This is a genomic window from Bradyrhizobium sp., from assembly GCF_035935975.1.
In the GTDB taxonomy this organism is placed as follows: Bacteria; Pseudomonadota; Alphaproteobacteria; order Rhizobiales; family Xanthobacteraceae; genus Bradyrhizobium.
This window is the reverse complement of sequence record NZ_DASYWN010000028.1, coordinates 45,829-68,471: the sequence shown is the minus strand read 5'-3', so window position 1 is coordinate 68,471 and position 22,643 is coordinate 45,829. Positions and strand designations below refer to the sequence as shown.

General features: G+C 65.0%; 21 protein-coding genes. 1 reads left to right on the top strand and 20 read right to left on the bottom strand.

Annotation, left to right across the window (positions count from 1 at the left end):
- Window positions 1-17: 17 nt before the first annotated feature.
- The 5 genes from VGR99_RS15545 to VGR99_RS15525 are packed head-to-tail and all read right to left on the bottom strand — an operon-like array spanning window position 18 to window position 5,415.
- Window positions 18-1,055, bottom strand: coding sequence for an oligopeptide/dipeptide ABC transporter ATP-binding protein (locus VGR99_RS15545; protein ID WP_326899393.1), 1,038 nt, complete (start codon window positions 1,053-1,055; stop codon window positions 18-20).
- On the bottom strand, window positions 1,048-2,028 hold the full coding sequence (locus VGR99_RS15540) for an ABC transporter ATP-binding protein (protein ID WP_326899390.1): 981 nt from the start codon (window positions 2,026-2,028) through the stop codon (window positions 1,048-1,050). The genes VGR99_RS15545 and VGR99_RS15540 overlap by 8 nt, the downstream gene beginning before the upstream one ends.
- On the bottom strand, window positions 2,025-2,846 hold the full coding sequence (locus tag VGR99_RS15535; RefSeq protein ID WP_326899389.1) for an ABC transporter permease: 822 nt from the start codon (window positions 2,844-2,846) through the stop codon (window positions 2,025-2,027). Before VGR99_RS15535 ends, VGR99_RS15540 begins: the two co-directional genes overlap by 4 nt.
- Complete coding sequence (locus tag VGR99_RS15530; RefSeq protein ID WP_326899509.1) at window positions 2,843-3,766, bottom strand: ABC transporter permease; 924 nt, start codon at window positions 3,764-3,766, stop codon at window positions 2,843-2,845. Before VGR99_RS15530 ends, VGR99_RS15535 begins: the two co-directional genes overlap by 4 nt.
- 59 nt (window positions 3,767-3,825) lie before the next feature.
- Window positions 3,826-5,415 carry an ABC transporter substrate-binding protein gene (locus VGR99_RS15525; RefSeq protein WP_326899387.1) on the bottom strand — a complete coding sequence of 530 codons (1,590 nt, stop codon included), beginning with the start codon at window positions 5,413-5,415 and terminating at the stop codon, window positions 3,826-3,828.
- A gap of 255 nt (window positions 5,416-5,670) precedes the next feature.
- Here VGR99_RS15525 and VGR99_RS15520 point away from each other — a divergent pair, with 255 nt between their 5' ends.
- Window positions 5,671-6,555, top strand: a complete 885-nt coding sequence (locus VGR99_RS15520; protein ID WP_326899386.1) for a hypothetical protein — start codon at window positions 5,671-5,673, stop codon at window positions 6,553-6,555.
- Window positions 6,556-6,725: 170 nt separating this feature from the next.
- Here the strand turns inward: VGR99_RS15520 and mtnK are convergent, their stop codons facing one another.
- From mtnK to nuoF, 15 genes are read right to left on the bottom strand one after another with little or no spacing between them, the layout of a single operon-like run.
- The gene (gene mtnK, locus VGR99_RS15515; RefSeq protein ID WP_326899384.1) at window positions 6,726-8,015 is read right to left on the bottom strand and encodes an S-methyl-5-thioribose kinase; all 1,290 of its coding nucleotides are present in this window, start codon (window positions 8,013-8,015) and stop codon (window positions 6,726-6,728) included.
- A gap of 33 nt (window positions 8,016-8,048) precedes the next feature.
- Entirely contained in the window at window positions 8,049-8,396 is a 348-nt protein-coding gene (locus VGR99_RS15510) for a hypothetical protein (RefSeq protein WP_326899382.1), read from the bottom strand.
- Between the two features lie 37 nt (window positions 8,397-8,433).
- On the bottom strand, window positions 8,434-8,709 hold the full coding sequence (locus tag VGR99_RS15505) for a DUF1467 family protein (protein WP_326899379.1): 276 nt from the start codon (window positions 8,707-8,709) through the stop codon (window positions 8,434-8,436).
- Between the two features lie 9 nt (window positions 8,710-8,718).
- Window positions 8,719-9,123, bottom strand: coding sequence for a methylmalonyl-CoA epimerase (gene mce, locus VGR99_RS15500; RefSeq protein ID WP_326899377.1), 405 nt, complete (start codon window positions 9,121-9,123; stop codon window positions 8,719-8,721).
- Between the two features lie 47 nt (window positions 9,124-9,170).
- Complete coding sequence (locus VGR99_RS15495) at window positions 9,171-10,841, bottom strand: ribonuclease J (protein WP_326899375.1); 1,671 nt, start codon at window positions 10,839-10,841, stop codon at window positions 9,171-9,173.
- Window positions 10,841-11,647: a biotin--[acetyl-CoA-carboxylase] ligase gene (locus tag VGR99_RS15490; RefSeq protein WP_326899373.1), complete on the bottom strand. Its 807-nt coding sequence runs from the start codon at window positions 11,645-11,647 to the stop codon at window positions 10,841-10,843. The genes VGR99_RS15495 and VGR99_RS15490 overlap by 1 nt, the downstream gene beginning before the upstream one ends.
- 1 nt (window position 11,648) lies before the next feature.
- Complete coding sequence (nuoN, locus tag VGR99_RS15485; protein ID WP_326899370.1) at window positions 11,649-13,085, bottom strand: NADH-quinone oxidoreductase subunit NuoN; 1,437 nt, start codon at window positions 13,083-13,085, stop codon at window positions 11,649-11,651.
- Between the two features lie 22 nt (window positions 13,086-13,107).
- Window positions 13,108-14,616 (bottom strand): NADH-quinone oxidoreductase subunit M, encoded by a 1,509-nt coding sequence (locus VGR99_RS15480; protein ID WP_326899368.1) that lies wholly within the window; start codon window positions 14,614-14,616, stop codon window positions 13,108-13,110.
- Window positions 14,617-16,695 (bottom strand): NADH-quinone oxidoreductase subunit L, encoded by a 2,079-nt coding sequence (gene nuoL / locus VGR99_RS15475; protein ID WP_326899367.1) that lies wholly within the window; start codon window positions 16,693-16,695, stop codon window positions 14,617-14,619.
- A gap of 8 nt (window positions 16,696-16,703) precedes the next feature.
- Complete coding sequence (gene nuoK / locus VGR99_RS15470; protein WP_008547737.1) at window positions 16,704-17,012, bottom strand: NADH-quinone oxidoreductase subunit NuoK; 309 nt, start codon at window positions 17,010-17,012, stop codon at window positions 16,704-16,706.
- Entirely contained in the window at window positions 17,009-17,647 is a 639-nt protein-coding gene (locus tag VGR99_RS15465; protein WP_326899350.1) for an NADH-quinone oxidoreductase subunit J, read from the bottom strand. Before VGR99_RS15465 ends, nuoK begins: the two co-directional genes overlap by 4 nt.
- A gap of 9 nt (window positions 17,648-17,656) precedes the next feature.
- A complete protein-coding gene (nuoI, locus tag VGR99_RS15460; protein ID WP_026232873.1) occupies window positions 17,657-18,145 on the bottom strand; it encodes an NADH-quinone oxidoreductase subunit NuoI in 489 nt (162 codons plus the stop codon).
- Window positions 18,146-18,159: 14 nt separating this feature from the next.
- On the bottom strand, window positions 18,160-19,227 hold the full coding sequence (gene nuoH, locus VGR99_RS15455; RefSeq protein WP_326899349.1) for an NADH-quinone oxidoreductase subunit NuoH: 1,068 nt from the start codon (window positions 19,225-19,227) through the stop codon (window positions 18,160-18,162).
- A 4-nt stretch (window positions 19,228-19,231) separates the two neighbouring features.
- Window positions 19,232-21,307 carry an NADH-quinone oxidoreductase subunit NuoG gene (gene nuoG / locus VGR99_RS15450; RefSeq protein ID WP_326899347.1) on the bottom strand — a complete coding sequence of 692 codons (2,076 nt, stop codon included), beginning with the start codon at window positions 21,305-21,307 and terminating at the stop codon, window positions 19,232-19,234.
- Between the two features lie 5 nt (window positions 21,308-21,312).
- Entirely contained in the window at window positions 21,313-22,638 is a 1,326-nt protein-coding gene (gene nuoF, locus VGR99_RS15445) for an NADH-quinone oxidoreductase subunit NuoF (RefSeq protein WP_326899346.1), read from the bottom strand.
- Window positions 22,639-22,643: the final 5 nt, after the last annotated feature.

The window sequence follows — 22,643 nt, the reverse complement described above, 5'->3', positions numbered from 1 at the left end:
CCTGGAGATATCCACCCTCAGTCGGAGGCCATCGCCGCCCGCCCCGCAATCTCCTCACTCCGCCAACACCGTACCGCATGCCCATCCGCGCGCGTTTCCAGCGTCGGCCCCGGCTCGCGGCGGCACAAATCTTCCGCGTAACGGCAGCGCGGGCTGAAGGCGCAGCCGTTCGGGGGATTGAGCGGGTTGGGCAGATCCCCGCCTGTGGTCGCGAGCGGCGCATGGTGCAAGGGATCGGGGATGGCGGCGATCAGGGCCTGCGTATAGGGGTGCGCGGGCCGCTCGAAAATTTCGCGCCAGTCGCCGTTCTCGACGATGCGGCCGAGATACATCACGGCGACGCGGTCGCTCATGTGCTCGACGACACCGAGATCGTGGCTGATCATGATGTAGGAGAGACCGAGCGTGTCCTTCAGTTCCAGCAATAGATTGATGATCTGGGCGCGGATCGAGACGTCGAGCGCCGACACCGGCTCGTCGCAGATGACGATTTTTGGATTGAGGATCAGCGCGCGGGCGATGCCGATGCGCTGGCGCTGGCCGCCGGAGAATTCATGCGGATAGCGGTAGGCCTGTTCGGGGCGCAGGCCGACATGCCGCAGCATCGTCGCGACGCGGTCCTCGATCTCGCTCTTTGCGGTCACGCCATGCACGCGCAGCGGATCTTCCAGCGTGCGACGAACGGTCTGGCGCGGATTGAGCGAGGCGTAGGGATCCTGGAACACGATCTGGACGGTCCGGGCGAGCGACTTGCGATCGCCGGACTGCCGGTTGGTCACGACCTGCCCGTCCAGCACGATGCGGCCGCGGGTCGGCGTCAAGAGGCCAAGGATCGACAAGGCGACCGTCGACTTGCCCGAGCCGGACTCGCCGACGAGGCCGAGGCATTCGCCGCGCTTCAGCTTGAGATCGACACCGTCGACGGCACGAAGCAGCCGCCTGTTACGGCCGAACAGGCCACCGCCCAGCGGAAAATGAACCGCGAGATCCTCGACGCTGAGAATGAGATCGTCGTCCACTCTCGCCTCAGCCAACACGTTTTGCGGCTCATGCATGGTGGTGACACCTCACCAACCCGCCTGCCCCGAGCAAATCCGCCGTCGGCGCGACGGTGCGGCAAATATCGGTCGCCTGCGCGCAGCGCGGATTGAACCGGCAGCCATCGGGAAAGTTCGCGATCGCCGGGACGACGCCCGCGATCTCCTTGAGCCTGCTGCGGCCAAGCGCAGCGCGGCTGCCCAACCGCGGCAGCGAGTCGACGAGACCTTGGGTATAGGGATGCGAAGGCGCCCGAAAAATTTCGGTCGAGCCGCGCTCCTCGACGATGCGGCCGGCATACATCACGGCGACGCGGCGGCAGACATTGGCGACGAGGCCAAGATCGTGGCTGATCATCAGGATCGCGGTGCCCCGCTCGGCGCACAAATTCCGCATCAGCTCGATGATCTCGGCCTGCACGGTCACGTCGAGCGCGGTGGTGGGCTCGTCCGCGATCAGGAGATCCGGGCCGCAGGCCAGCGCAATCGCAATCATCACGCGCTGGCGCATGCCGCCGGAGAGCTGGTGCGGATAGTCGTTGACGCGCCGCTCGGGCGCGGGGACGCGGACGCTGGCGAGCGCCTCGACGGCCAGCTTGTTGGCCTCCCGCCAGCTCTTGCCCTTGTGGAGCACGAACATCTCGGCGATCTGCCGGCCCACCGGCGAGACCGGGTTGAGCGCCGTCATCGGCTCCTGGAAGATCATGGCGATGCGATCGCCGCGCAGGTCCCTCTGCCTGGCCGCGGAAAGATGCTGGATCTCCTGTCCGTCGAACCGGATGACGCCGGCGCCGATCGACAGCGGCGGCCGCAGCAGGCCGATCAGGGCGAGCGCCGTGATGCTCTTGCCGCAGCCGGATTCGCCGACGAGGCCAAACGTCTCGCCGCGATCGATGCGGAACGAAATGCCCTCGGCCGCCGCGACGCGCTTCGATCCGTCGTCGAGATCGATGCGCAAATCCTCGACTTCGATCAGCGGCGCGCCCGTCATGTCCGCCGGCTCCGCGATTGAGGATCGAGAATGTCGCGCAGACCATCGCCGAGCAGATTGAGGCCGAGCACCGTCAGGAAGATGGCAAGGCCCGGAAAGACCGAGAGCCACGGTGCCGTCGTGATCTGGTCACGGGCGTCCGAGAGCATGCTGCCCCAGCTTGGGAATGGCGGACGAACACCAAGGCCGAGGAATGATAATGCGGCCTCAGAGAGGACCGCGCTGCCCATGCCGAGCGTCCCGATGACGACGATCGGACCAAGCATGTTCGGCAGCAGCTGCGTGATCATGATGCGCAGATCGCCGTAGCCGAGCACGGTGGCGGCCTGCACATAGCCCTGGCTCCTCAGCGACAGCGCCGAGGCCCGTGCGATCCGGCACGTGAAGGACCAGTTGGTCAGTCCGAGCGCGATCAGGAGGCTGGTCAGGCCGGGACCGAGCACCGCCATGATGGCGAGCGCAAAGATCAGCGAGGGGATCGCGAGCATGACATTGGTCAGGGCGTTGACGACATCATCCCACCAGCCGCCCCAATAGCCGGCACTGAGGCCCAGCGCCACGCCGATGATGCTGTTGATGAGCTGCGAGACGATGCCGACCGTCAGCGAGACGCGGGCGCCATAGACGACGCGGGAATAGATGTCGCGGCCCTGGTCGTCGGTGCCGAACCACCAGGTCCAGCTCGGCGGCTCCTCCGCATTCATGAGGTTGGCGTCCAGGACGGGATCAGTGTGCGCCAGCCAGGGCGCGAGCAGCCCGACCAGGATCGCAAGCGCGAACAGCGCGCCGCCGATGATGAGGTTGGCGCGGAGCTTCATGCGTATCTGATCCTGGGATCGATCACGCCGTAGAGCACGTCGATCAGCAGATTGATCACCAGAAAGGCCAGCACGACCACGAGAATGGAGCCCTGGACAGCCGGAATGTCGCGCTGCAGGACGCTGTCCACCAGCAGCGAGCCGATGCCCGGCCAGGAGAACAGCTTCTCGACCACGACCGCCTGACCCATCAGCCCGCCGAACTGCAGGCCGACGGTGGTGAGAATGATGACGAGCGCGTTGCGCATCACATGCCATTTCACGACGCGGGTCTCGCTCATGCCCTTGGAGCGCGCGGTGCGGACGAAATCGGCTGTCATGATCTCGAGCACCGCGGCGCGCGTGGTCCGGGCAAACAGCGCCATCGGCGAGACGCCGAGCGTCACGGCCGGCAGCAGCAGATATTTCAGGCCGCCATCGCCGTAGCCGAAGCTCGGCAGCCAGCCGAGCTTCAGCGCGAACAGATACATCAGCACCAGCCCAAGCCAGAATTTGGCGATGGAAAGCCCCGACACCGCCACGACCATGGCGGCACTGTCGACCAGACCGCCCGGCCGCAATGCGGCGATGAAGCCGAGCGGCACGCCGAGCACGATGGCGAACGCCATGGCTGTGAAGACCAGCTGCAGCGTCGGCCAGGCCCGCTTGGCGATCATGGTCGTCACAGGCTCACGGGTCCGGAACGACGTGCCGAAATCACCGGTGGCGAGCTTGGCGATGTAGGAGCCGAAACGCACATAGACGGGATCGTCGAGGCCGAGCTGCTTCTTCATGCGCAGCTCGACCTGCGGGTCGGCATCGTCGCTCATGCTCGAGACGATACTGCCGGGAACAACGCTGAACAGCACGAAGACCAGCAGCACGACGGCAAGCACGGTCGGAATGGTCTGCAGGAGGCGACGGATCAGGAAGGAGAGCATCGGCACTTTCTTCCCTCCCTCCATCTCTTAGCGTGATGGAGGGAGTACGAGAACGCGTGTCACTTCGCGGGCGAGGTCTCGTCGACCCAGAGGTCCTCGACGTTCTGGTGGGTCAGCTCCGTCGCGTTAAGCTGAACGCCATGCAGCCAAGGCTGCACGGCCATCACCGCCTTGTTGTAGTTGAAGAACCAGACCGGCGCCTCGTCGTAGAGCAGCGCATTGGCCTTCTGCAGCAGCTGGGTCCGCTTGGCGACGTCGTCGACCTGCCCGGCCTCGTCGATGATCTTGTCGAACTCGGCGTTCTTGAACGTCATGTAGTTGCAGGCCGATTGCGGCGTGGAAGAGTGGAAGCATTTCAGCGCGGCCTGGGGGTCCGGGCCGGTCTGCTGGGAATAGATGAAGGCCTGGTAGTCGCCGGAGCGAACCACCTCCGAGAGCACCGCGGCCTCGACCTGCTTGACCTTCGCCTTGATGCCGACCTTGTCCAGCATCGGGATCACGGCCGAGACGATCGGCAGGCCCCAGCTCTCATTCTGGCTGGTGGTCCATTCGAATTCGAAGCCCGAGGGATAGCCGGCGTCAGCGAGGAGCTGCTTGGCCTTGGCGGGATCGAAAGCGTAAGGCTTCATCGCCTTGTCGTAGGCCGGCGAGGTCAGCGGCAGCCAGCTGGTGGCGCGATAGGCCTTGCCCTTGACCAGCTTGTTGATGATCAGATCGGTGTCGATCGCGAGGTTGATCGCCTGCCGGACGCGCTTGTCGGCGAACGGCTTGAACGAGGGGTTCATGCCCATGTAGCGCGTGAAGACCTCGGCGACCTCGACGATGGTGCCCTTGAGGTCGGCATCGTTCTGATAGGCGACGTACTGCGCCGGCCCGAGCACGGAGGTGTCGATCTCCTTGTTGCGGAAGGCGACATCGCGCGCCGCGGCCTCGCCCATGATCGACACGACGACCTTGTCGGCATAGGGCTTGCCGGGCTTGTAGAACCGGTCCCACCGTTCCAGCACGATGCGCGATCCCGGCACGTGCTCGACGAATTTGAACGGCCCGAGGCCGATCGGCTTCTGGATGAAGCCCTCCTTGGCGGCCTCGTCGGCGGGATAGATCGAGGTCAGCGCGGTGAAGAAGTAGAAGCCCGGATCGACCTTCTCGGTCAGCTTCATCTCGACGGTGAAATCGTCGATCTTCCTCAGGCCGGAGATCTCCTTGGCCTGGCCTTTCTCGACCGCGGCCGCGCCCTCGATCATGCGGACGAAGCGCGCGCCCGGATAGGCCTTGGTGCCGTCCATGATGCGGTTGTAGGACCAGATCACGTCGTCGGCCGTCATCTTGCGCCCGTTGTGGAAGAAGGCGTCATCGCGGAGCTTGAAGGTATGAACCAGACCGCCGCCAGAGACGACGTCCTCCTTGGCGAGTTCCAGCACCGGCTTTCCTTCCGCGGAATTCCAGATGTAGAGCGAACGATGCAGCGCCTTGGCGTAGATCTCGTCCTGGGCGCGCTGGGTGGTGTGAATGTCGAGGCTGGTGAAACTCGACCCATAGGGCGCCGTCATGCGGACGGTTCCGCCCTTGCGTGGTGTCTGAGCCTCTGCCGGGGCGGCGAGCGCCAGCCCTAGACCAGCGACGATCGCCATCAACCTGAACATCATGTGTCCCCCAACAACGCAGGTATTCCGATCAGGGATTTGATCATTCGTCGCCAGTCGAAAGCAAGCATCGTTTTGATGGCAATCGATGCCGGTTCCTGAGGCAGCCACGGCCTCGTGGATCAGGTTGCATGTTCCGACGATGCAAGCTGCCGATTGACGCGGTGCATCATCGAGCGACCAAAACCAGTGAACATTTTTCGTGATCGATGCGACCAAGCTCAGGATCGTTATCTGAGCCCCAGGGATCGCGGAAAAATGAAGCTCCGAACGTTAGGTATCCTGCTCGCCGGCAGTCTGGTCGCCGCGACGGCGGCGATGGCGATCCCGGTCACGCCGGACCCCGCCCGGGACAGTTCGACCAACACCCTCCACGCCGGCTGGTCCCACACCTCGCGGTCAAACGGGGATGTCGCCGATTCCTGGTGGGCGGTCAGGGACCGTTGCGCCCCCGACTATCTCGGTGAGCGCCTGCTCTGCGACGCCCTCGGGGTTTTGGCGCGGGCCGCAAGCCGGACCTTCGAGAGCAAAATGTCCGCGGACGTGGGCCTGCCGCTCCCGGGCGGCTGGGGCCTGATGACCGCGAACAACTCGCCCTTCATCCGGTCGGCTCACGTCGAGACGCCGCTCGACCTTGCGGCCGTGCTCGGCTTCTATCGCGCCGCACTCGGGCAGCGCGGCTGGACAGAGAATGACGGCGCGGTGGTCGAGGCGGATCGGGCCGTGATCGCCTTCGCGACGTCGGACGGACCGGCCTCGCTCCGGCTCACCCGTCAGGACGGCAAGACCATCGCCGACCTGTCATTGCGCAAGCCCCCGGTCGCGACGGCAGGGTTTTTGCCGAAACCGGAGCAAGGGCGGCTGATGCTCGGCAACAGGACGGACGGCGCGGCGATCGTCACCATCAACGAGCGGACCATCAATCTGGCGGCGCGCGCCGGAGAGAACCTGGCGAATTCGGACAGCACGGCCGGCGAATTGCCGGACGGCCAAAAGCTCGATCTGTCGCCGGGCAAGTACAAGGTCACCCTGAAGGTGGACGGTAGCGCGGCGCAGAGCCGGGAGTTCGAGGTCGCGGCCAACGAGACCTGGGGTCTCCTGGTCGGCCAGGATGGCGCGCCGCTGCCGATGCGGCTGTATTGAGGCGCTGCTCTCTCCCCTCGTCATTGCGAGCCACCGGGTCCGCGCAAAGCGCGGCCCGATGACAGGCTCCGCGAAGCAATCCAGACTGCCGCCGCGGAAGGACTCTGGATTGCTTCGTCGCTCCGCTCCTCGCAATGACGGAGTGTGCGGGTCGGCCTTTTGCGACGTCTTCAGCCTGCCAATTCCGGCTGCCAGTCGCGCAATTTCCGCGCGGCGCCCGCAACGTCAGCGATCGTCCGAAACGCGGCCGCCTCGACCATCATCGCCCGCGCGAGCCGCACGGCGCGCGCCTCGCTTTCCGCCCTCCTCTTCGGATCCTCGATCAGCTCGAAATCGATGTTGTGCGCGAGGCCGAAGATGCGGCGGATGGTTTTGGCTGCGGCAAAGCCGACCGTGTCGGTGAACAGCCGCTGCATATAGGCCTGCCGCTCGGCCTCCAGCCGCACGACGCCCTTGTCGCCGGCGAAGAGCGAAACCGGATAGGCATCGCCGGTCGGCCCGGTCCGCCAGAGGTCGAGAAATTTGCGCGCGAACTCGTTCCAGACCTTGTCGACCGTCTCCAGCACCCAGGCCTCGAACTCAGCCCGCTCGCCCGGCGCACGCTCGTGGCCGGCGGAGGCGAAATAGGCCATCAGCAGATTGGCCAGCACGGCGCCGACGTCGAACCCCATCGGGCCATAGAAGGCGAATTCAGGGTCGATCACCCGCGTCTGGCTGTCCGTGACCATGATCGAGCCGGTGTGGAGATCGCCATGGAGCAGCGCCTCGGGGCTTGCCATGAATTTCAGCTTGAGGCGGGAGATCGCGACATGCAGCTCCATGTCGTCACGCAGGTTCGCGGCAAGCTTGTCGAGATAAGGCGCGGTCCAGCGGTTCTGCTCGGCGATGCGGTAGGGGTCGGTGAAGATCAGATCCTCGGTGATCTTGCAGAGCGCATGGTTGCCGGCGAACGCCGCGATGGCCTCCTTCTTCTCGGCGGCCGCAAGCGCGAGGTCGGAGGTGAAGAACAGCGTGCGCGCCATGAAGGTGGTGATGTCGTCCACGAAGCGCGGATATTGCGTGCCCGCAACCAGCCCCTTGCGCATGATGATGTGCGGCTCGAGCAGCTCCATCACCGTCAACGCCAGCGCCGCGTTGTGATGCAGCAGCGCCGGCACGAGGCCGGGGGCGAGCCGGGCCTGCTTGGACAGCGCGAGATATTCGTAATGAGCCCGCGACAGCGGTAGCGGCCAGCTCTCGCCGACGAGGCGGACGTAGGGCAGCGCCTGCTTTACCGCGATGCCGCCGCGCGCGCCCCTGACGATGAAGACGAGATTGAGATTGCCGTCGCCGACCTCGGTGATGGGCCAGGATGCGGGGTCGCCACCGAGCAGCGCTGCGATGTCAGGTTGGCCTGCGAGATAGTCCCGCAAGTCGGCTTCATGCAGAATCCGATAGTCCCCTGCCCGATCTCCGGTCATGACGATCCCCATCCCATGTTATTGGCCGGATCGTTACTCCCGCTCCAGGAAGCTCGAGCCGATCTCGGCCTTTCTTTTGATGGGATCGTAATCGCAATAGACGCTGTCCGCCACCAGCGTGTAGCTGGCGCTGACGGTGTATTTATCGAGCTTGGCCGAGTTCAGCCCGATCACCGAGGTGCTCTTGCCACCGTTCCACTTGAACGGCGTCGAGCTCTTGGCCTGCTCGCAGGCCAGCACCGCCTCGTTGAAGACGTAGCCCTCGACGAACGCCTTCAGCGTTCGCACCTGCACCGCCATCTTCCATTCGAAATAGCCGATGCCGCCGAGGCCGGCGACGATCAGCACCAGAAGCGCGATGACGATCCTCTGAAAAGTCATTCGTCCCCCCAAAAAACAACGACGTTACACACAAATTCTAGAACGGCATGCCCATCAATTTCGACAGGCGCTCGATCGAGAGATAGCCGGCCTGATAGGCGGCCATGCCGAGGCCGTAGATGACCGCCGAGATGATCGTGGTCCAGATCACCTTGCGGCCCATCCGCGTCAGGATCGGCGCGCCGGGGTCGGTGCCGGGCGCGCCGACGCCGTCCTCATGCTGGCTGCGCACGCCGAACGGCAGCGTCAGGAACAGCGCGATCCACCAGATGACGAAGTAGATCGCAAGCGCGGTCGAGATCTGGATGGCCATGGCGCGGCCTTACGCCTGCTCGATTTCGACCAGCGCGCCGGAAAAGTCCTTCGGGTGCAGGAACAGCACCGGCTTGCCGTGGGCGCCGATCTTCGGCACGCCGTCGCCGAGCACCCGCGCGCCCTCTTTCACCAGCGTGTCGCGGGAGGCGATGATGTCCACGACCTCGTAGCAGATATGGTGGATGCCGCCGTCGGCATTGCGCTCGAGAAACTTTGCGATCGGCGAGGTCTCGCCGAGCGGCTCGATGAACTCGATCTTGGTATTGGGGAGCGTGGCGAACACGGTGATGACGCCATGCTCGGGCAGCGGGACGGCTTCCGAGATCTGCGCCCCGAACGCCGCGCCGTAGATCTTTGCGGCCTTGACGGCATCCCTGGTCGCGATCGCGACGTGGTTGAGGCGACCCAGCATGTTTCTTCTCCCTCAGCGCATGATCCCGCGAGACCATGCCGACACAGTTACACTGTCAGGACATGTACCAGACAGGGGGGCTTTTTACCCCAATGTTCGTTGATGACGGCCCGGACAGCACGCCGCACCGACTCTCCCAGCGCATCGGGATCGCGGCGGCGCGCCCGTGGCAGGCCCTCGATCGTGGACATCACGGCATCGAAGACCAGGTCGTCGAACGGCTCGCCCGCCCGGTTCTTCTCGGGAATGCCGACGAGGTCGACCTCGGGATCGTCGGCGAGCTCGCCCTGCGCGGTCATGGCGATGGCGACGAAGGCGCAGCCGGAAAAGGCCATGCGGCGACGCTCGACCACGGCGCGGGATTTGGAATCCTCCAGGATCGTGCCGTCCTTGTAGAGCCGGCCCGCAGGCACCTCGCCGACCACGCCGGGATCGCCGGGGCCGAGCTTGACGAGGTCGCCGTTGCGAATGACCAGGACCCGCGGCACGCCGGCGGCTCGCGCGAGCTTGGCGTGCTCGTTCAGGTGCAGGGCTTCGCCGTGGACGGGGATCAGGAGCTGCGGCTTCACCCAGGAGATCATGTCGCGCAGCTCGTCGCGGCGCGGATGGCCGGAGACGTGGACCAGATGGTCGCGATCGGTGATGATCTCGACGCCCTGCAGCACCAGATTGTTGATGATCGAGCCGACGGCCTTCTCGTTGCCCGGGATGGTGCGCGAGGAGAAGATCACGCTGTCGCCGCGGTTGAGCGTGATTTCAGGGTGGTCGTCGTTGGCGATGCGGGCCAGCGCGGCGCGGGGCTCGCCCTGGCTGCCGGTGCAGAGCGCCAGCACCTTGTCTTGCGGCAGGTGGCCATAGACCTCGGGCGAGCGGAAATTCTGCACGCCGTCGAGATAGCCGGTCTCGCGCGCGACCTGCACCACGCGCTCCATGGCGCGGCCGACCACGACAACCTCGCGATCGGCGGCCTTTGCGGCATCGGCGACCGCCTTGATGCGGGCGACGTTGGAGGCGAAGGTCGTGACAGCGACGCGGCCCTTGGCTGACTTGACGAGGTCGATGATGGTCCGCGCCACCTCGGCCTCCGAGGGCGAGCGGCCGTCGCGCACGGCATTGGTGGAATCGCCAATCAAGGCGAGCACGCCCTCCTCGCCCAATTCGCGCAGCCGCTTCTCGTCGGTCGGCGCGCCCAGGGTCGGGGTCGGGTCAATCTTCCAGTCGCCGGTGTGCAGCACGATGCCGGCGTCGGTGTGGATCGCCAGCGCGTGCGCTTCCGGAATCGAATGCGCGACGGGGATGAACTCGACGTTGAACGGGCCGATATCGACGCGTCCGCCGGACGGGACGACGGTGACGGGTATCTCAGGCGCATTGCGTTCGGCGGCGCATTTGGCCTCGAACAAAGCGGCGCTGAATTTGGTGGCGTAGATCGGGCATTTCAGCTTCGGCCAGAGGTCGATGATGGCGCCGAAATGATCCTCATGGGCGTGCGTCAGCACCAGGCCCATCAGGTTCTTGCGTTCCTTCTCGAGGAAGCTGATGTCCGGCATGATCAGATCGATGCCGGGCAGATGCTCCTCGTCGCCGAAGGAGACGCCGAGATCGACCGCGAGCCACGAACGCTGGTGGCGGTTGCCGAGGCCGTAGACCGACAGGTTCATGCCGATCTCGCCGACACCGCCGAGCGGCGCAAACACCAGTTCGTCGGGCCTTGCCATCACGCAGCTCCCACCGAGCGGACCGGGCCGAAGAACACCTCGCCCGCGGCAATCGGCACGCGACGGCCCTCCGCGGTGCGGACGATCAGGCAGCCGGTGTCGTCGATCGTATCGAAGATACCTTCCAGCACCATCGTTCCCGTGTGGATCGCGACCGGCTCGCCGAGCCTGGCCGCGCGCTCCAGCCAGAGTTTCCGGATCTCGGCAAAGCCGCGGCCATTGTCCCAGATGCCGCGGAACTCGACCCAGGCATCTGATAGCGCCGAGAACAGCTCTTCCGCGCTGATCTGCACGCCGAGGGCTGCCAGCGACACCGCGGGCGTCGGAGTGCCCTCCGGCGCTCCTACGACGTTGGTGCCCATGCCCGTGACGATGGCCAGACGATCGCCGATGGCCTCGGCCTCGAGGCCGATCCCGACCAGCTTCTTGCCGTTGGCGAGCACGTCGTTCGGCCATTTGAGGGCGTAGCGGGGACGGCCCTCGCCGAGGCGCATGGCGGCCTCGAGGCTGACCTTCTCCAGCGCCGCCTCCTGGGCGAGGCCGGCGGCAAAGCCGATCGTGGCGGCAACGCCAGGCGTCACATCAAGGACCTCGAGGATGCTGGCGGCGAGATTGCCCTTGGGCGCGATCCAGGCGCGCTGGCGGCGGCCGCGGCCGGCCGTCTGATCATCCGTGACGAACCACATCGGGCCGGTTTCGCCGGCCCGCGCGCGTTCGATCGCGTCGACATTGGTCGAGCCGGTCCGCTCAAAAGCCGCGAGCTTGTAGCCCGCCGATTGTGCGCGAGGACCGAGTGCGAACCCCATCCTAGAACAGCGACTTTGCCGCGGCGGAGGCAACGCTCACCACGGGCCCCGCGAACAGCGCGAACAGGATGTTGAACAGGCCAGCAACCGCCAGCACCGTCCGCACCTCGAACCTGACGGGATCGACCTGGCCGGCCGGCTCGTCGAAGTACATCGTCTTGACGATGGCGAGGTAGTAGTAGGCGCCGACGACGCTGGTCAGCACGCCGATGACGGCGAGCGTGAACAGGTTCGCCTTGATGGCGGCGACGAAGACGTACCATTTGGCGAAGAAGCCGGCGAGCGGCGGGATGCCGGCGAGCGAGAACAGCAGCATCGCGAACATGAAGGCGAGCAGAGGATTGGTCCGCGACAGGCCGGCGAAATCGCTGATCTGCTCGACGGCCTGGCCGTTGCGCTTCATCGCGAGGATGACCGAGAACGAGCCGAGCGTCATCGCGACATAGATCACGATGTACATCAGCACGCCCTGCGCGCCCTCGACCGTGCCGGAGGCAAGGCCGACCAGCGCGAAGCCCATGTGGCCGATCGAGGAATACGCCATCAGGCGCTTGATGTTGCTCTGGCCGATTGCGGCGAAGGAGCCGAGCGCCATCGAGGCGATCGCCACGAACACCAGGATCTGTTGCCACTGCGAGACGATGCCCGGGAATGCCGTCAGCGTGACGCGGGTGAAGACGGCAAGCGCCGCCACCTTCGGCGCGGAAGCGAAGAAGGCGGTGACCGGGGTCGGCGCGCCCTCATACACGTCCGGCGTCCACATGTGGAACGGCACGGCCGAGACCTTGAAGCAGAGGCCGGCGAGCAGGAACACCAGGCCGAACACGAGGCCGACATTCGAGATCGTCGCGGCCGCGGCGATGCCGGCGAAGCTGACGGTGCCGGTGAAGCCGTAGACCAGCGAGGAGCCGTACAGCAGCATGCCCGAAGACAGCGCGCCGAGCACGAAATACTTCAGGCCGGCTTCGGTCGACTTGGCGTTGTCGCGGTTCGAGGCCGCCACGACGTAGAGCGCGAGCGACATCAATTCGAGGCCGAGATAGAGCGTGATCAGGTCGCCGGCCGAGATCAGAACCATCATGCCGAGCGTCGAGAGCAGCACCAGGATCGAATATTCGAAGATGCGGCGCGACGGGTCGGCCAGGAACTCGGTCGACAGGATCAGCGTCACCGCCGAGCCGATCAGGGCCAGGATCTTCATGAAGCGGGCGAAATCGTCGACGATGAAGCTGCCGCCGAACGTCACCTGCTTGCCCGCGGGCAGCGTGTATTCGAGCACGCCGACCACGACCAGGAGCAGCACCGCCAGCGAGGTGACGGCACCGGTCGTCCCCTGCCCGCGATAGGCTCCGAGCATCAGTAGCGCCATGGCGCCGATCGCGAGCACGAGCTCGGGCAGCACCGGCGCCAGTTGATAACCTGCAGTCGTAATGCTCATGACGATATCCTGACCTGCCCGATCAATGGAGCAGTGCGGCGGCCTTCACGGCCGTCACAGCGGTGTTGTAATTGTTGACGAGTTGCTGGACCGAGGCGGCCGACATGTCGAGCACCGGCTTCGGATAGACGCCGAACAGGATCGTCAGCGCGATCATCGGGAACAGCGTCACGCATTCGCGCAAGGTGAGATCCTTCATGCTCGCCAGCGACGGCTTGACCAGCGCCCCGAACACGACCTTGCGGTAGAGCCACAGCGCATAGCACGCCGACAGGATCACGCCGAAAGTGGCGAAGAACGCGGTCGGGATCGAAACCTTGAAGGTGCCGAGCAGCGTCATGAACTCGCCGACGAAGCCGGAGGTGCCGGGCAGACCGACATTGGCCATGGTGAAGACCATGAAGGTCAGCGCGTAGAGCGGCATCCGGTTGACGAGGCCGCCATAGGCCGCGATCTCGCGGGTGTGCAGGCGGTCGTAGACGACGCCGACGCAGAGGAACAGCGCGCCGGAGACGATGCCGTGCGAGATCATCTGGAACACGCCGCCGGCGACGCCCTGCATGGTGCCGGCGAAGATGCCCATGGTGACGAAGCCCATGTGCGCGACCGACGAGTACGCGATCAGCTTCTTCATGTCCTCCTGCATCAGGGCCACCAGCGAGGTGTAGATGATCGCGATGGCCGAGAGCGTGAAGATCAGCGGCGCGAAGTCGTGCGACGCCAGCGGGAACATCGGCAGCGAGAAGCGCAGGAAGCCGTAGCCGCCCATCTTCAAGAGGATCGCGGCGAGAACCACGGAGCCCGCGGTCGGCGCCTCGACGTGCGCGTCGGGAAGCCAGGTGTGCACCGGCCACATCGGCATCTTCACCGCAAAGGACGCGAAGAAGGCCAGCCACGCCCAGGTCTGCAAGCTGCGCGGCACGGCGGTGTGCATCAGGGTCGGAATGTCAGTGGTGCCGCCGTTCCAGTACAGCGCCATGATGGCGAGCAGCATCAGGACCGAGCCGAGCAGCGTGTACAGGAAGAACTTGAACGACGCGTAGACCCGGCGCGGACCGCCCCAGACGCCGATGATCAGGAACATCGGGATCAGGCCGCCTTCGAAGAACAGGTAGAACAGCACGAGATCGAGCGCCGAGAAGGTGCCGATCATCAGCGTTTCCAGGATCAGGAACGCCATCATGTATTCGCGGACGCGGTTGGTGATCGCCTTCCAGCTCGCAATGATGCAGAACGGCATCACGGCGGTGGTGAGGATCACGAGCGGCAGCGAGATGCCGTCCACGCCCATGTGGTAGGTGATGCCGGTGGCGAGCCAGGCCGCCTTCTCGACGAACTGGAAGTCGGCGCTGTTGGGGTCGAAGCGCATGACCAGGATCACCGACACCGCGAAGGTGATCAGCGTGGTCCAGAGCGCGATCCAGCGCGAATTGCGCTTGGCCGCCTCGTCATCGCCACGGCTCAGGTAAACGATCAGCGCGCCGACCACCGGCAGGAACGTCGTGACCGAAAGAATGGGCCAGGTTGTCATTTACTGGCCTCCAAAGCCGAACATGAACCAGGTGATCAGGCCGGCGGCACCGATCAGCATGGCGAATGCGTAGTGATAGAGATAGCCGGTCTGGATCTTCACGACGTTGCGGGTGACGTCCAGCACGCGGGCCGAGATGCCGTCGGGACCGAAGCCGTCGATGATGAAGCCGTCGCCCTTCTTCCAGAGCTGATAGCCGATCCACTTCGCCGGACGGACGAAGATGAGGTCGTACAGTTCGTCGAAGTACCATTTGTTGAGCAGGAACTGGTACAGCATCGGCTGCTCTTGAGCGAGCCGAACGGGGATGTACGGCCGGCGGATGTAGAACAGGTACGAGACCAGGAAGCCCAGCACCATCATCACCGTCGGCAGGAAGGCGATGTGCTCGGGGATGTGGTGCATCTCCTCGATGATGTGCGGGTTCATCTTCACGGACTCGCGGAAGAACTCCTCGACGCCGTGACCGGCGAACAGCTCCTTGAACGGCAGGCCCGCGACGAACGAGCCGACCGCGAGAACGCCGATCGGGATCAAGATCCAGAGCGGAGCCTCATGCGCGGCCTCGTAATGATGCTCGTCATGCGGCTCGCCGTGGAAAGTCTTGAAGATCAGGCGCCAGGAGTAGAACGAGGTCAGGCCGGCGGCGACGACCGTCATCAGGAAGCCGTACACCGCGAACGGGTTGTGCGAAGCGTAGGCGGATTCGATGATCGCGTCCTTGGAGAAGTAGCCGGCGGTCAGCGGGAAGCCGGTCAAAGCCAGCGTGCCGACCACCATCACCGCATAGGTGTAGGGGATCTTCTTCCAGAGGCCGCCCATGTTGCGGATGTCCTGCTCGTGGTGCATCGCGTAGATCACCGAGCCGGAGCCCAAGAACAGCAGCGCCTTGAAGAAGGCGTGCGTGAACAGGTGGAACATGCCGACCGAATAGGCCCCTGCTCCCATCGCCACGAACATGTAGCCGAGCTGCGAACAGGTCGAGTAGGCGACGATGCGCTTGATGTCGTTCTGGACGAGGCCGATGGTCGCCGCGAAGAACGCGGTGGTGGCGCCGAAGAACATCACGACGGCCTGGGCGTTCGGGGCGAGCTCGAACAACGGCGACAGGCGCGCCACCATGAAGACGCCCGCGGTGACCATGGTCGCGGCGTGGATCAGCGCCGACACCGGGGTCGGGCCTTCCATCGCGTCCGGCAACCAGGTGTGCAGCAGGAACTGCGCCGACTTGCCCATCGCACCCATGAACAGCAGGAGGCAGGTCAGGGTCAGCGCATCGGCGTGCCAGCCGAGGAAGTTGATGGTCTTGCCGGTCAGGCTCGGTGCCTGATGGAAGATCGTTTCGAAGTCCGTCGAGCTGGTCAGATAGAAGATCGCGAAGATGCCGAGTGCGAAGCCGAAGTCGCCGACGCGGTTGACCACGAAGGCCTTGATGGCGGCAGCGTTCGCCGAGGGCTTCTGGTACCAGAAGCCGATCAGCAGATAGCTTGCCAGACCCACGCCTTCCCAGCCGAAGAACAGCTGGACCAAATTGTCCGCAGTCACCAGCATGAGCATGGCGAAGGTGAACAGCGAGAGATAGCCGAAGAAGCGCGGCCGGTACGGATCCTCGTCCATGTAGCCGATGGAATAGAGGTGCACGAGCGAGGACACGGTCGTCACCACCACCAGCATCACGGCGGTCAGCGTGTCGACGCGCAGCGTCCACCAGACCTGGAGGTCGCCGGAGAAGATCCAGGGCAGCAGCTGGATACGCGCGTCGTGGTGCATGAAGCCGACATCGACCAGCGTCATCCAGGACAGCGCCGCCGACACGAACAGCAGGCCCGTGGTGATCAGCTCGGCGCCGCGCGAGCCCGCCGCGGGCGGCTCGACCGGACCGTGGCCGTGGTCGTCATGCCCGTGATCGTCGTGACCATGGTCATCGTGGGCCGCCGCGGCATGCGCATCGCCATGGCCGTGATCGCCGTGATGATCGAGCTCGTCGCCCGAGGGGTTACGGGCATGCGCGCCGGCCAGCGCAATCAGGCCGGCGAGAATTGCGCCCAGCAGAGGCAGAAAGACAATTGCCTGAACCATGACTGAGCTCAGCCCTTCATCAGATTGACGTCCTCAACCGCGATCGAGCCACGGTTGCGGAAATAGACCACCAGGATGGCGAGACCGATCGCGGCTTCAGCGGCCGCGACGGTGAGCACCAGAAGCGCGAAGACCTGGCCGACGATGTCGCCGAGGAAGGTCGAGAACGCCACCAGGTTGATGTTGACCGAGAGCAGGATCAGCTCGATCGACATCAGGATGACGATGATGTTCTTGCGGTTCAGGAAGATGCCGAGGATGCCGAGCGTGAAAAGGATCGCGCCGACGGCAAGATAGTGTCCGAGCCCGATCGTCATTTCACCCACTCCGCCGCATCGGCATCCGAGAGCCCCTGCCCCGGCGTCACCTTGCGCATCGCCATCGCCATCTCAGGCGTGCGTGCGTTCTGAACGTTGATATCCTGCCGCTTCACGCTCGCCTTGTGGCGCAGCGTCAGCACGATGGCGCCGATCATGGCGACCAGCAGCACCATGCCCGAGAGCTGGAAGTAGTGGATGTACTTCGTATAGAGCACCAGCCCGAGCGCCTCGGTGTTCGAGACGTTGGTCGGGATCGGCGCCGTGATGGTCTTGCTCACGGTCGGGTTGATCACCCAGGCGCCGACGGTGAGCAGCAGCTCGAACAGGAAGATGCCGCCGATGACGAGACCGACCGGCAGGTACTGGATGAAGCCTTCGCGCAGTTCGACGAAGTCGACATCGAGCATCATGATCACGAACAGGAACAGTACCGCGACGGCGCCGACATAGACGACGATCAGGATCATCGCCAGGAATTCGGCGCCCATCAGCACGAACAGGCCGGAGGCGTTGACGAAGGCCAGGATCAGGTACAGCACGGAGTGCACGGGATTGCGCGAGACAATCACCATCACCGCCGAGGCGACGCAGACGCCGGCGAAGAGATAGAAGAACAGCGCGGGAAGGATCATGCTCTCATCTCACCGGTAAGGCGCATCGAGCTCGATCGCCTTCGCGATCTCGCGTTCCCAGCGGTCGCCGTTGGCGAGCAGCTTGGCCTTGTCATAGAACAGTTCCTCGCGGGTCTCGGTCGCGAACTCGAAGTTCGGACCTTCGACGATGGCGTCGACCGGACAGGCCTCCTGGCAGAGGCCGCAATAGATGCACTTCACCATGTCGATGTCGTAGCGCACGGTACGGCGGGTGCCGTCGTTGCGACGCGGGCCGGCCTCGATGGTGATGGCCTGCGCGGGGCAAACGGCCTCGCACAGCTTGCAGGCGATGCAGCGTTCCTCGCCGTTCGGATAGCGGCGCAGCGCGTGCTCACCGCGGAAGCGCGGCGAGATCGGGCCCTTTTCGAACGGATAGTTCAGCGTCGGCTTCGGCTGGAAGAAATAACGCATGGCGAGGAAGAACGCCGAGACGAATTCCGACAGCAGGAGCGAGCGTGCAGTGGCGTTGATGTTGATACCCATGACGGCCCTCACTTCGGCGCGATGCCGGCGAAATGCAGCACGCCGGCCACCACGATCACCATCGCCAGCGACAGCGGCAGGAACACCTTCCAGCCGAGACGCATCAGTTGGTCGTAGCGGTAGCGCGGCACGATCGCCTTTGCCATCGCGAACAGGAAGAACATGAAGAACAGTTTCAGCGCGAACCAGATGATCCCCGGCACCCAGTTGAAGGGCGGCAGGTCCACCGGCGGCAGCCAGCCTCCGAGGAACAGGATCGTGGCCATCGCGCACATCGTGACGATCGCGACGTATTCGCCGAGCATGAACAGCAGGTACGGCGTCGAGCCGTATTCGACCATGAAGCCGGCGACGAGCTCGGATTCCGCTTCGACGAGATCGAAGGGCGGACGGTTGGTTTCCGCCAGCGCCGAGACATAGAAGATCACGAACATCGGGAACAGCGGCCACACATACCAGTTGAGGATGGTGAGCTGCGGCAGCCCGATCAGGCTGGCAAGACCGCGGACATGCTGGGCCTCGACCACGGCCGAGAGGTTCAGCGTGCCGGCGCAGAGCAGGACGGTGATGATGACGAAGCCGATCGAGACTTCATAGGAGACCATCTGCGCCGCCGAGCGCAGCGCGGCCAGGAACGGATATTTCGAGTTCGACGACCAGCCGGCCATGATGATGCCGTAGATCGACAGCGACGAGATCGCGAAGATGAAGAGGATGCCGACATTGATGTCGGAGATCACCCAGCCGAGATTGGTCGGGATCACCGCCCAGGCCGCGAGCGCGAGCACGCACGACACCAGCGGCGCCAGCAGGAAGACGCCCTTGTTGGCGCCGGCCGGGATGATCGGCTCCTTCAGCACGAATTTGAGCAGGTCGGCGAAGGACTGCAGCAGGCCCCACGGGCCGACCACGTTCGGGCCGCGACGGATCTGCACCGCCGCCCAGATCTTGCGGTCGGCGAGCAGGATGTAGGCGATCGCGACCAGGAGGACGACGAGCACCAGGACGCTCTCCGCGACCATGATGATCAGCGGCCAGAGGAAACCGGTCCAGAATGCGCTTTCGAAGAATTCCATCGGCTCACTCCGCTGCGGTCAGCATCTGCCCGGAGGCAAGCCGCGAACATTCCGCCATCACGGCGGACGCACGCGCGATTGGGTTGGTCAAATAGAAGTCCTCGACCAGGGGCTTGAACGGCGCCTTCTCGGGCGAACCGCCCTTCCCCGCCAGCTTCTTGATCTGGTCGGCGGAGCCGGCCTCGATCTGGTCGAGACGGATCAGATGCGGCACGGCCTTGAAGATCGCCTGGCGCAGCGCACTGAGCGAATCATAGCCGAGCTTCTTGCCGAGCGCTTCCGACAGCGCACGGATGATCGCCCAGTCCTCGCGGGCTTCGCCCGGCGGGAAGGCGGCGCGACCGGTCATCTGCACGCGGCCTTCGGTGTTGACGTAGATCGCGGACTTTTCGGTGTAGGCGGCCGCCGGCAGGATGACGTCGGCACGATGGGCGCCACGGTCACCATGGGTGCCGATATAGACGACGAAGGTGCCGTCCGGCGCCTTGATCTCGTCGGCGCCGAGCAGGAACAACAGGTCGAGCGTGCCGAACGTCGTCATCTGCGCGGCGTTCAGGCCGCCCGCACTGGCGGAGAAGCCGATGTCGAGCGCACCGACGCGCGAGGCGGTCTCGTGCAGCACGCCAAAGCCGTTCCAGCCGTCCTTGAGCGCGCCGACGTCGAGCGCGAGCTTCGCGGCGGCAGCGAGAATGGCGGCGCCGTCGTGACGCGCAGCCGCGCCCGCGCCGACCAGGATGATCGGGTGCTTGGCGTTCTTGAGCACGTCCATGAAGGAGTGCTTGCCGGCCGCGAGCTCACCGAGCGTCTCGGTGCCTGCGCCGAGATGATCGTAATCGTAGGTCAGATCGGCCTTGGCGCCGATCACGCCGACCTTGAAACCGCCGGTGCGCCAGCGCTTGCGGATGCGGGCGTTGAACACCGCCGCTTCCTTGCGCGGATTGGCGCCGATGATGAGCAGCGCATCGGCCTGCTCGACACCAACGAGGGTCGGGTTGAAGATGTAGGAGCCACGGCCGAGCGCGGGATCGAAGGCGTCGCCGCCCTGCACCGCCAGATTGTTCGAGCCGTACTTGGACAAGAGGTCCTTCAGCGCGAACATCTCCTCGACACCGGCGAGGTCGCCGGCGATCGCGCCGATGCGCTTGCCGTCGGTGCGCCCCGCCTTGGAGGCGATCGCGGCGAAGGCTTCCTGCCAGCTCGCCGCGCGCAGCTTGCCGGCTTCGCGGATATAGGGCCGATCGAGGCGCTGGGTGCGCAGGCCGTCGACGATGTGGCGGGTCTTGTCGGAGATCCACTCCTCGTTCACGGCCTCGTTGATGCGCGGCAGCACGCGCATCACTTCACGGCCGCGGGTGTCGACGCGGATCGCAGATCCGAGGCCGTCCATGACGTCGACCGACTGGGTCTTGCCGAGCTCCCACGGACGCGCCGCGAAGGCATAGGGCTTCGAGGTCAGCGCGCCGACCGGGCAGATGTCGACGAGGTTGCCCTGCAGTTCCGACGTCAGCGCGTGCTGGAGATAGGTGGTGATCTCCATGTCCTCGCCGCGCCCCGTGGCGCCCATCTCAGGGGCGCCTGCGACTTCCGCCGAGAAGCGGACGCAGCGCGTGCACTGGATGCAGCGGTTCATCGAGGTCTTGACCAGCGCGCCGAGATACTTGTCCTCGACCGCGCGCTTGTTCTCGGCGAAGCGGCTGGTGTCGACACCATAGCCCATCGCCTGGTCCTGCAGGTCGCACTCGCCACCCTGGTCGCAGATCGGGCAGTCCAGCGGATGGTTGATGAGAAGGAATTCCATCACGCCTTCGCGTGCCTTCTTCACCATCGGCGAACGCGTGGATATCTCCGGCGGCTCGCCCTTCGGGCCCGGACGGCAGTCGCGAACGCCCCAGGCGCAGCTCGCGACCGGCTTCGGGCCGCCCTTCACTTCAACGAGGCACATCCGGCAGTTGCCGGCGATCGACAGCCGCTCGTGATAGCAGAAGCGCGGAATCTCGGCACCGGCCGCCTCGCACGCCTGAAGCAGCGTGTATTCGGCGGGGACATCGATCTCTTTGCCGTCGATGATGAGCTTGGTCATTATCTCTACTCCGCCGCGACCATGTTCACGGGATCGCGGACGCCGGCATCATCGATGTCGGCCTTGTGCGAATACTGGTCGATGCGCGCTTCGATCTCGTGACGGAAATGCGCGATCAGGCCCTGGATCGGCCAAGCCGCCGCGTCGCCGAGCGCGCAGATGGTGTGGCCTTCGACCTGCTTGGTGACTTCGAGCAGCATGTCGATCTCGCGCTTGTGGGCGCGGCCTTCGGCCATGCGGGTGAGCACGCGCCACATCCAGCCGGTGCCCTCACGGCACGGCGTGCACTGGCCGCAGCTCTCGTGCTTGTAGAAATAGGAGATGCGGGCGATGGAGCGGATCAGGTCGGTGGACTTGTCCATCACGATCACGGCCGCGGTGCCGAGACCCGAGCGCAGCTTGCTCAGGCTGTCGAAATCCATCGGCGTGTCGATGATCTGCTCGGCCGGCACCATGCGCACCGACGAGCCGCCGGGGATCACGGCCTTGAGATTGTCCCAGCCGCCGCGGATGCCGCCGCAATGCTTGTCGATCAGCTCGCGGAACGGAATGCCCATGGCTTCTTCGACGTTGCAGGGCCGCTCGACATGACCGGAGATGCAGAAGAGCTTGGTGCCGACATTGTTCGGACGACCGATGCCGGCGAACCAGGCGGCGCCACGACGCAGGATGTCGGGCGCGACCGCGATCGACTCGACATTGTTGACGGTGGTCGGGCAGCCATAGAGGCCGACGTTCGCCGGGAACGGCGGCTTCAGGCGCGGCTGGCCCTTCTTGCCTTCGAGGCTTTCGAGCAGCGCGGTTTCTTCACCGCAGATGTAGGCGCCGGCGCCGTGCGCGACGTAGATGTCGAACGGCCAGCCGTTGACGTTGTCCTTGCCGACCAGCTTGGCGTCATAGGCCTGATCGATCGCGGCCTGAAGATGCTCGCGCTCGCGGATGAACTCGCCGCGGACATAGATGTAGCAGGTGTGCGCATTCATCGCGCAGCTCGCGATCAGGCAGCCTTCGATCAGGAGATGCGGATCGTGCCGCATGATCTCGCGATCCTTGCAGGTGCCCGGCTCGGATTCGTCGGCGTTGACGACGAGATAGCTCGGACGGCCGTCGGTCGATTCCTTCGGCATGAAGGACCATTTCAGACCGGTCGGGAAGCCGGCGCCGCCACGGCCGCGCAGGCCCGACGCCTTCATCTCGTTGATGATCCAGTCGCGGCCCTTGTCGATGATGTTCTTGGTGCCATCCCAGGCGCCGCGGCGCCGCGCACCCTCGAGCCCCCAATCGTGGAGGCCGTAGAGGTTCTTGAAGATGCGGTCCTTGTCCTCGAGCATATCAG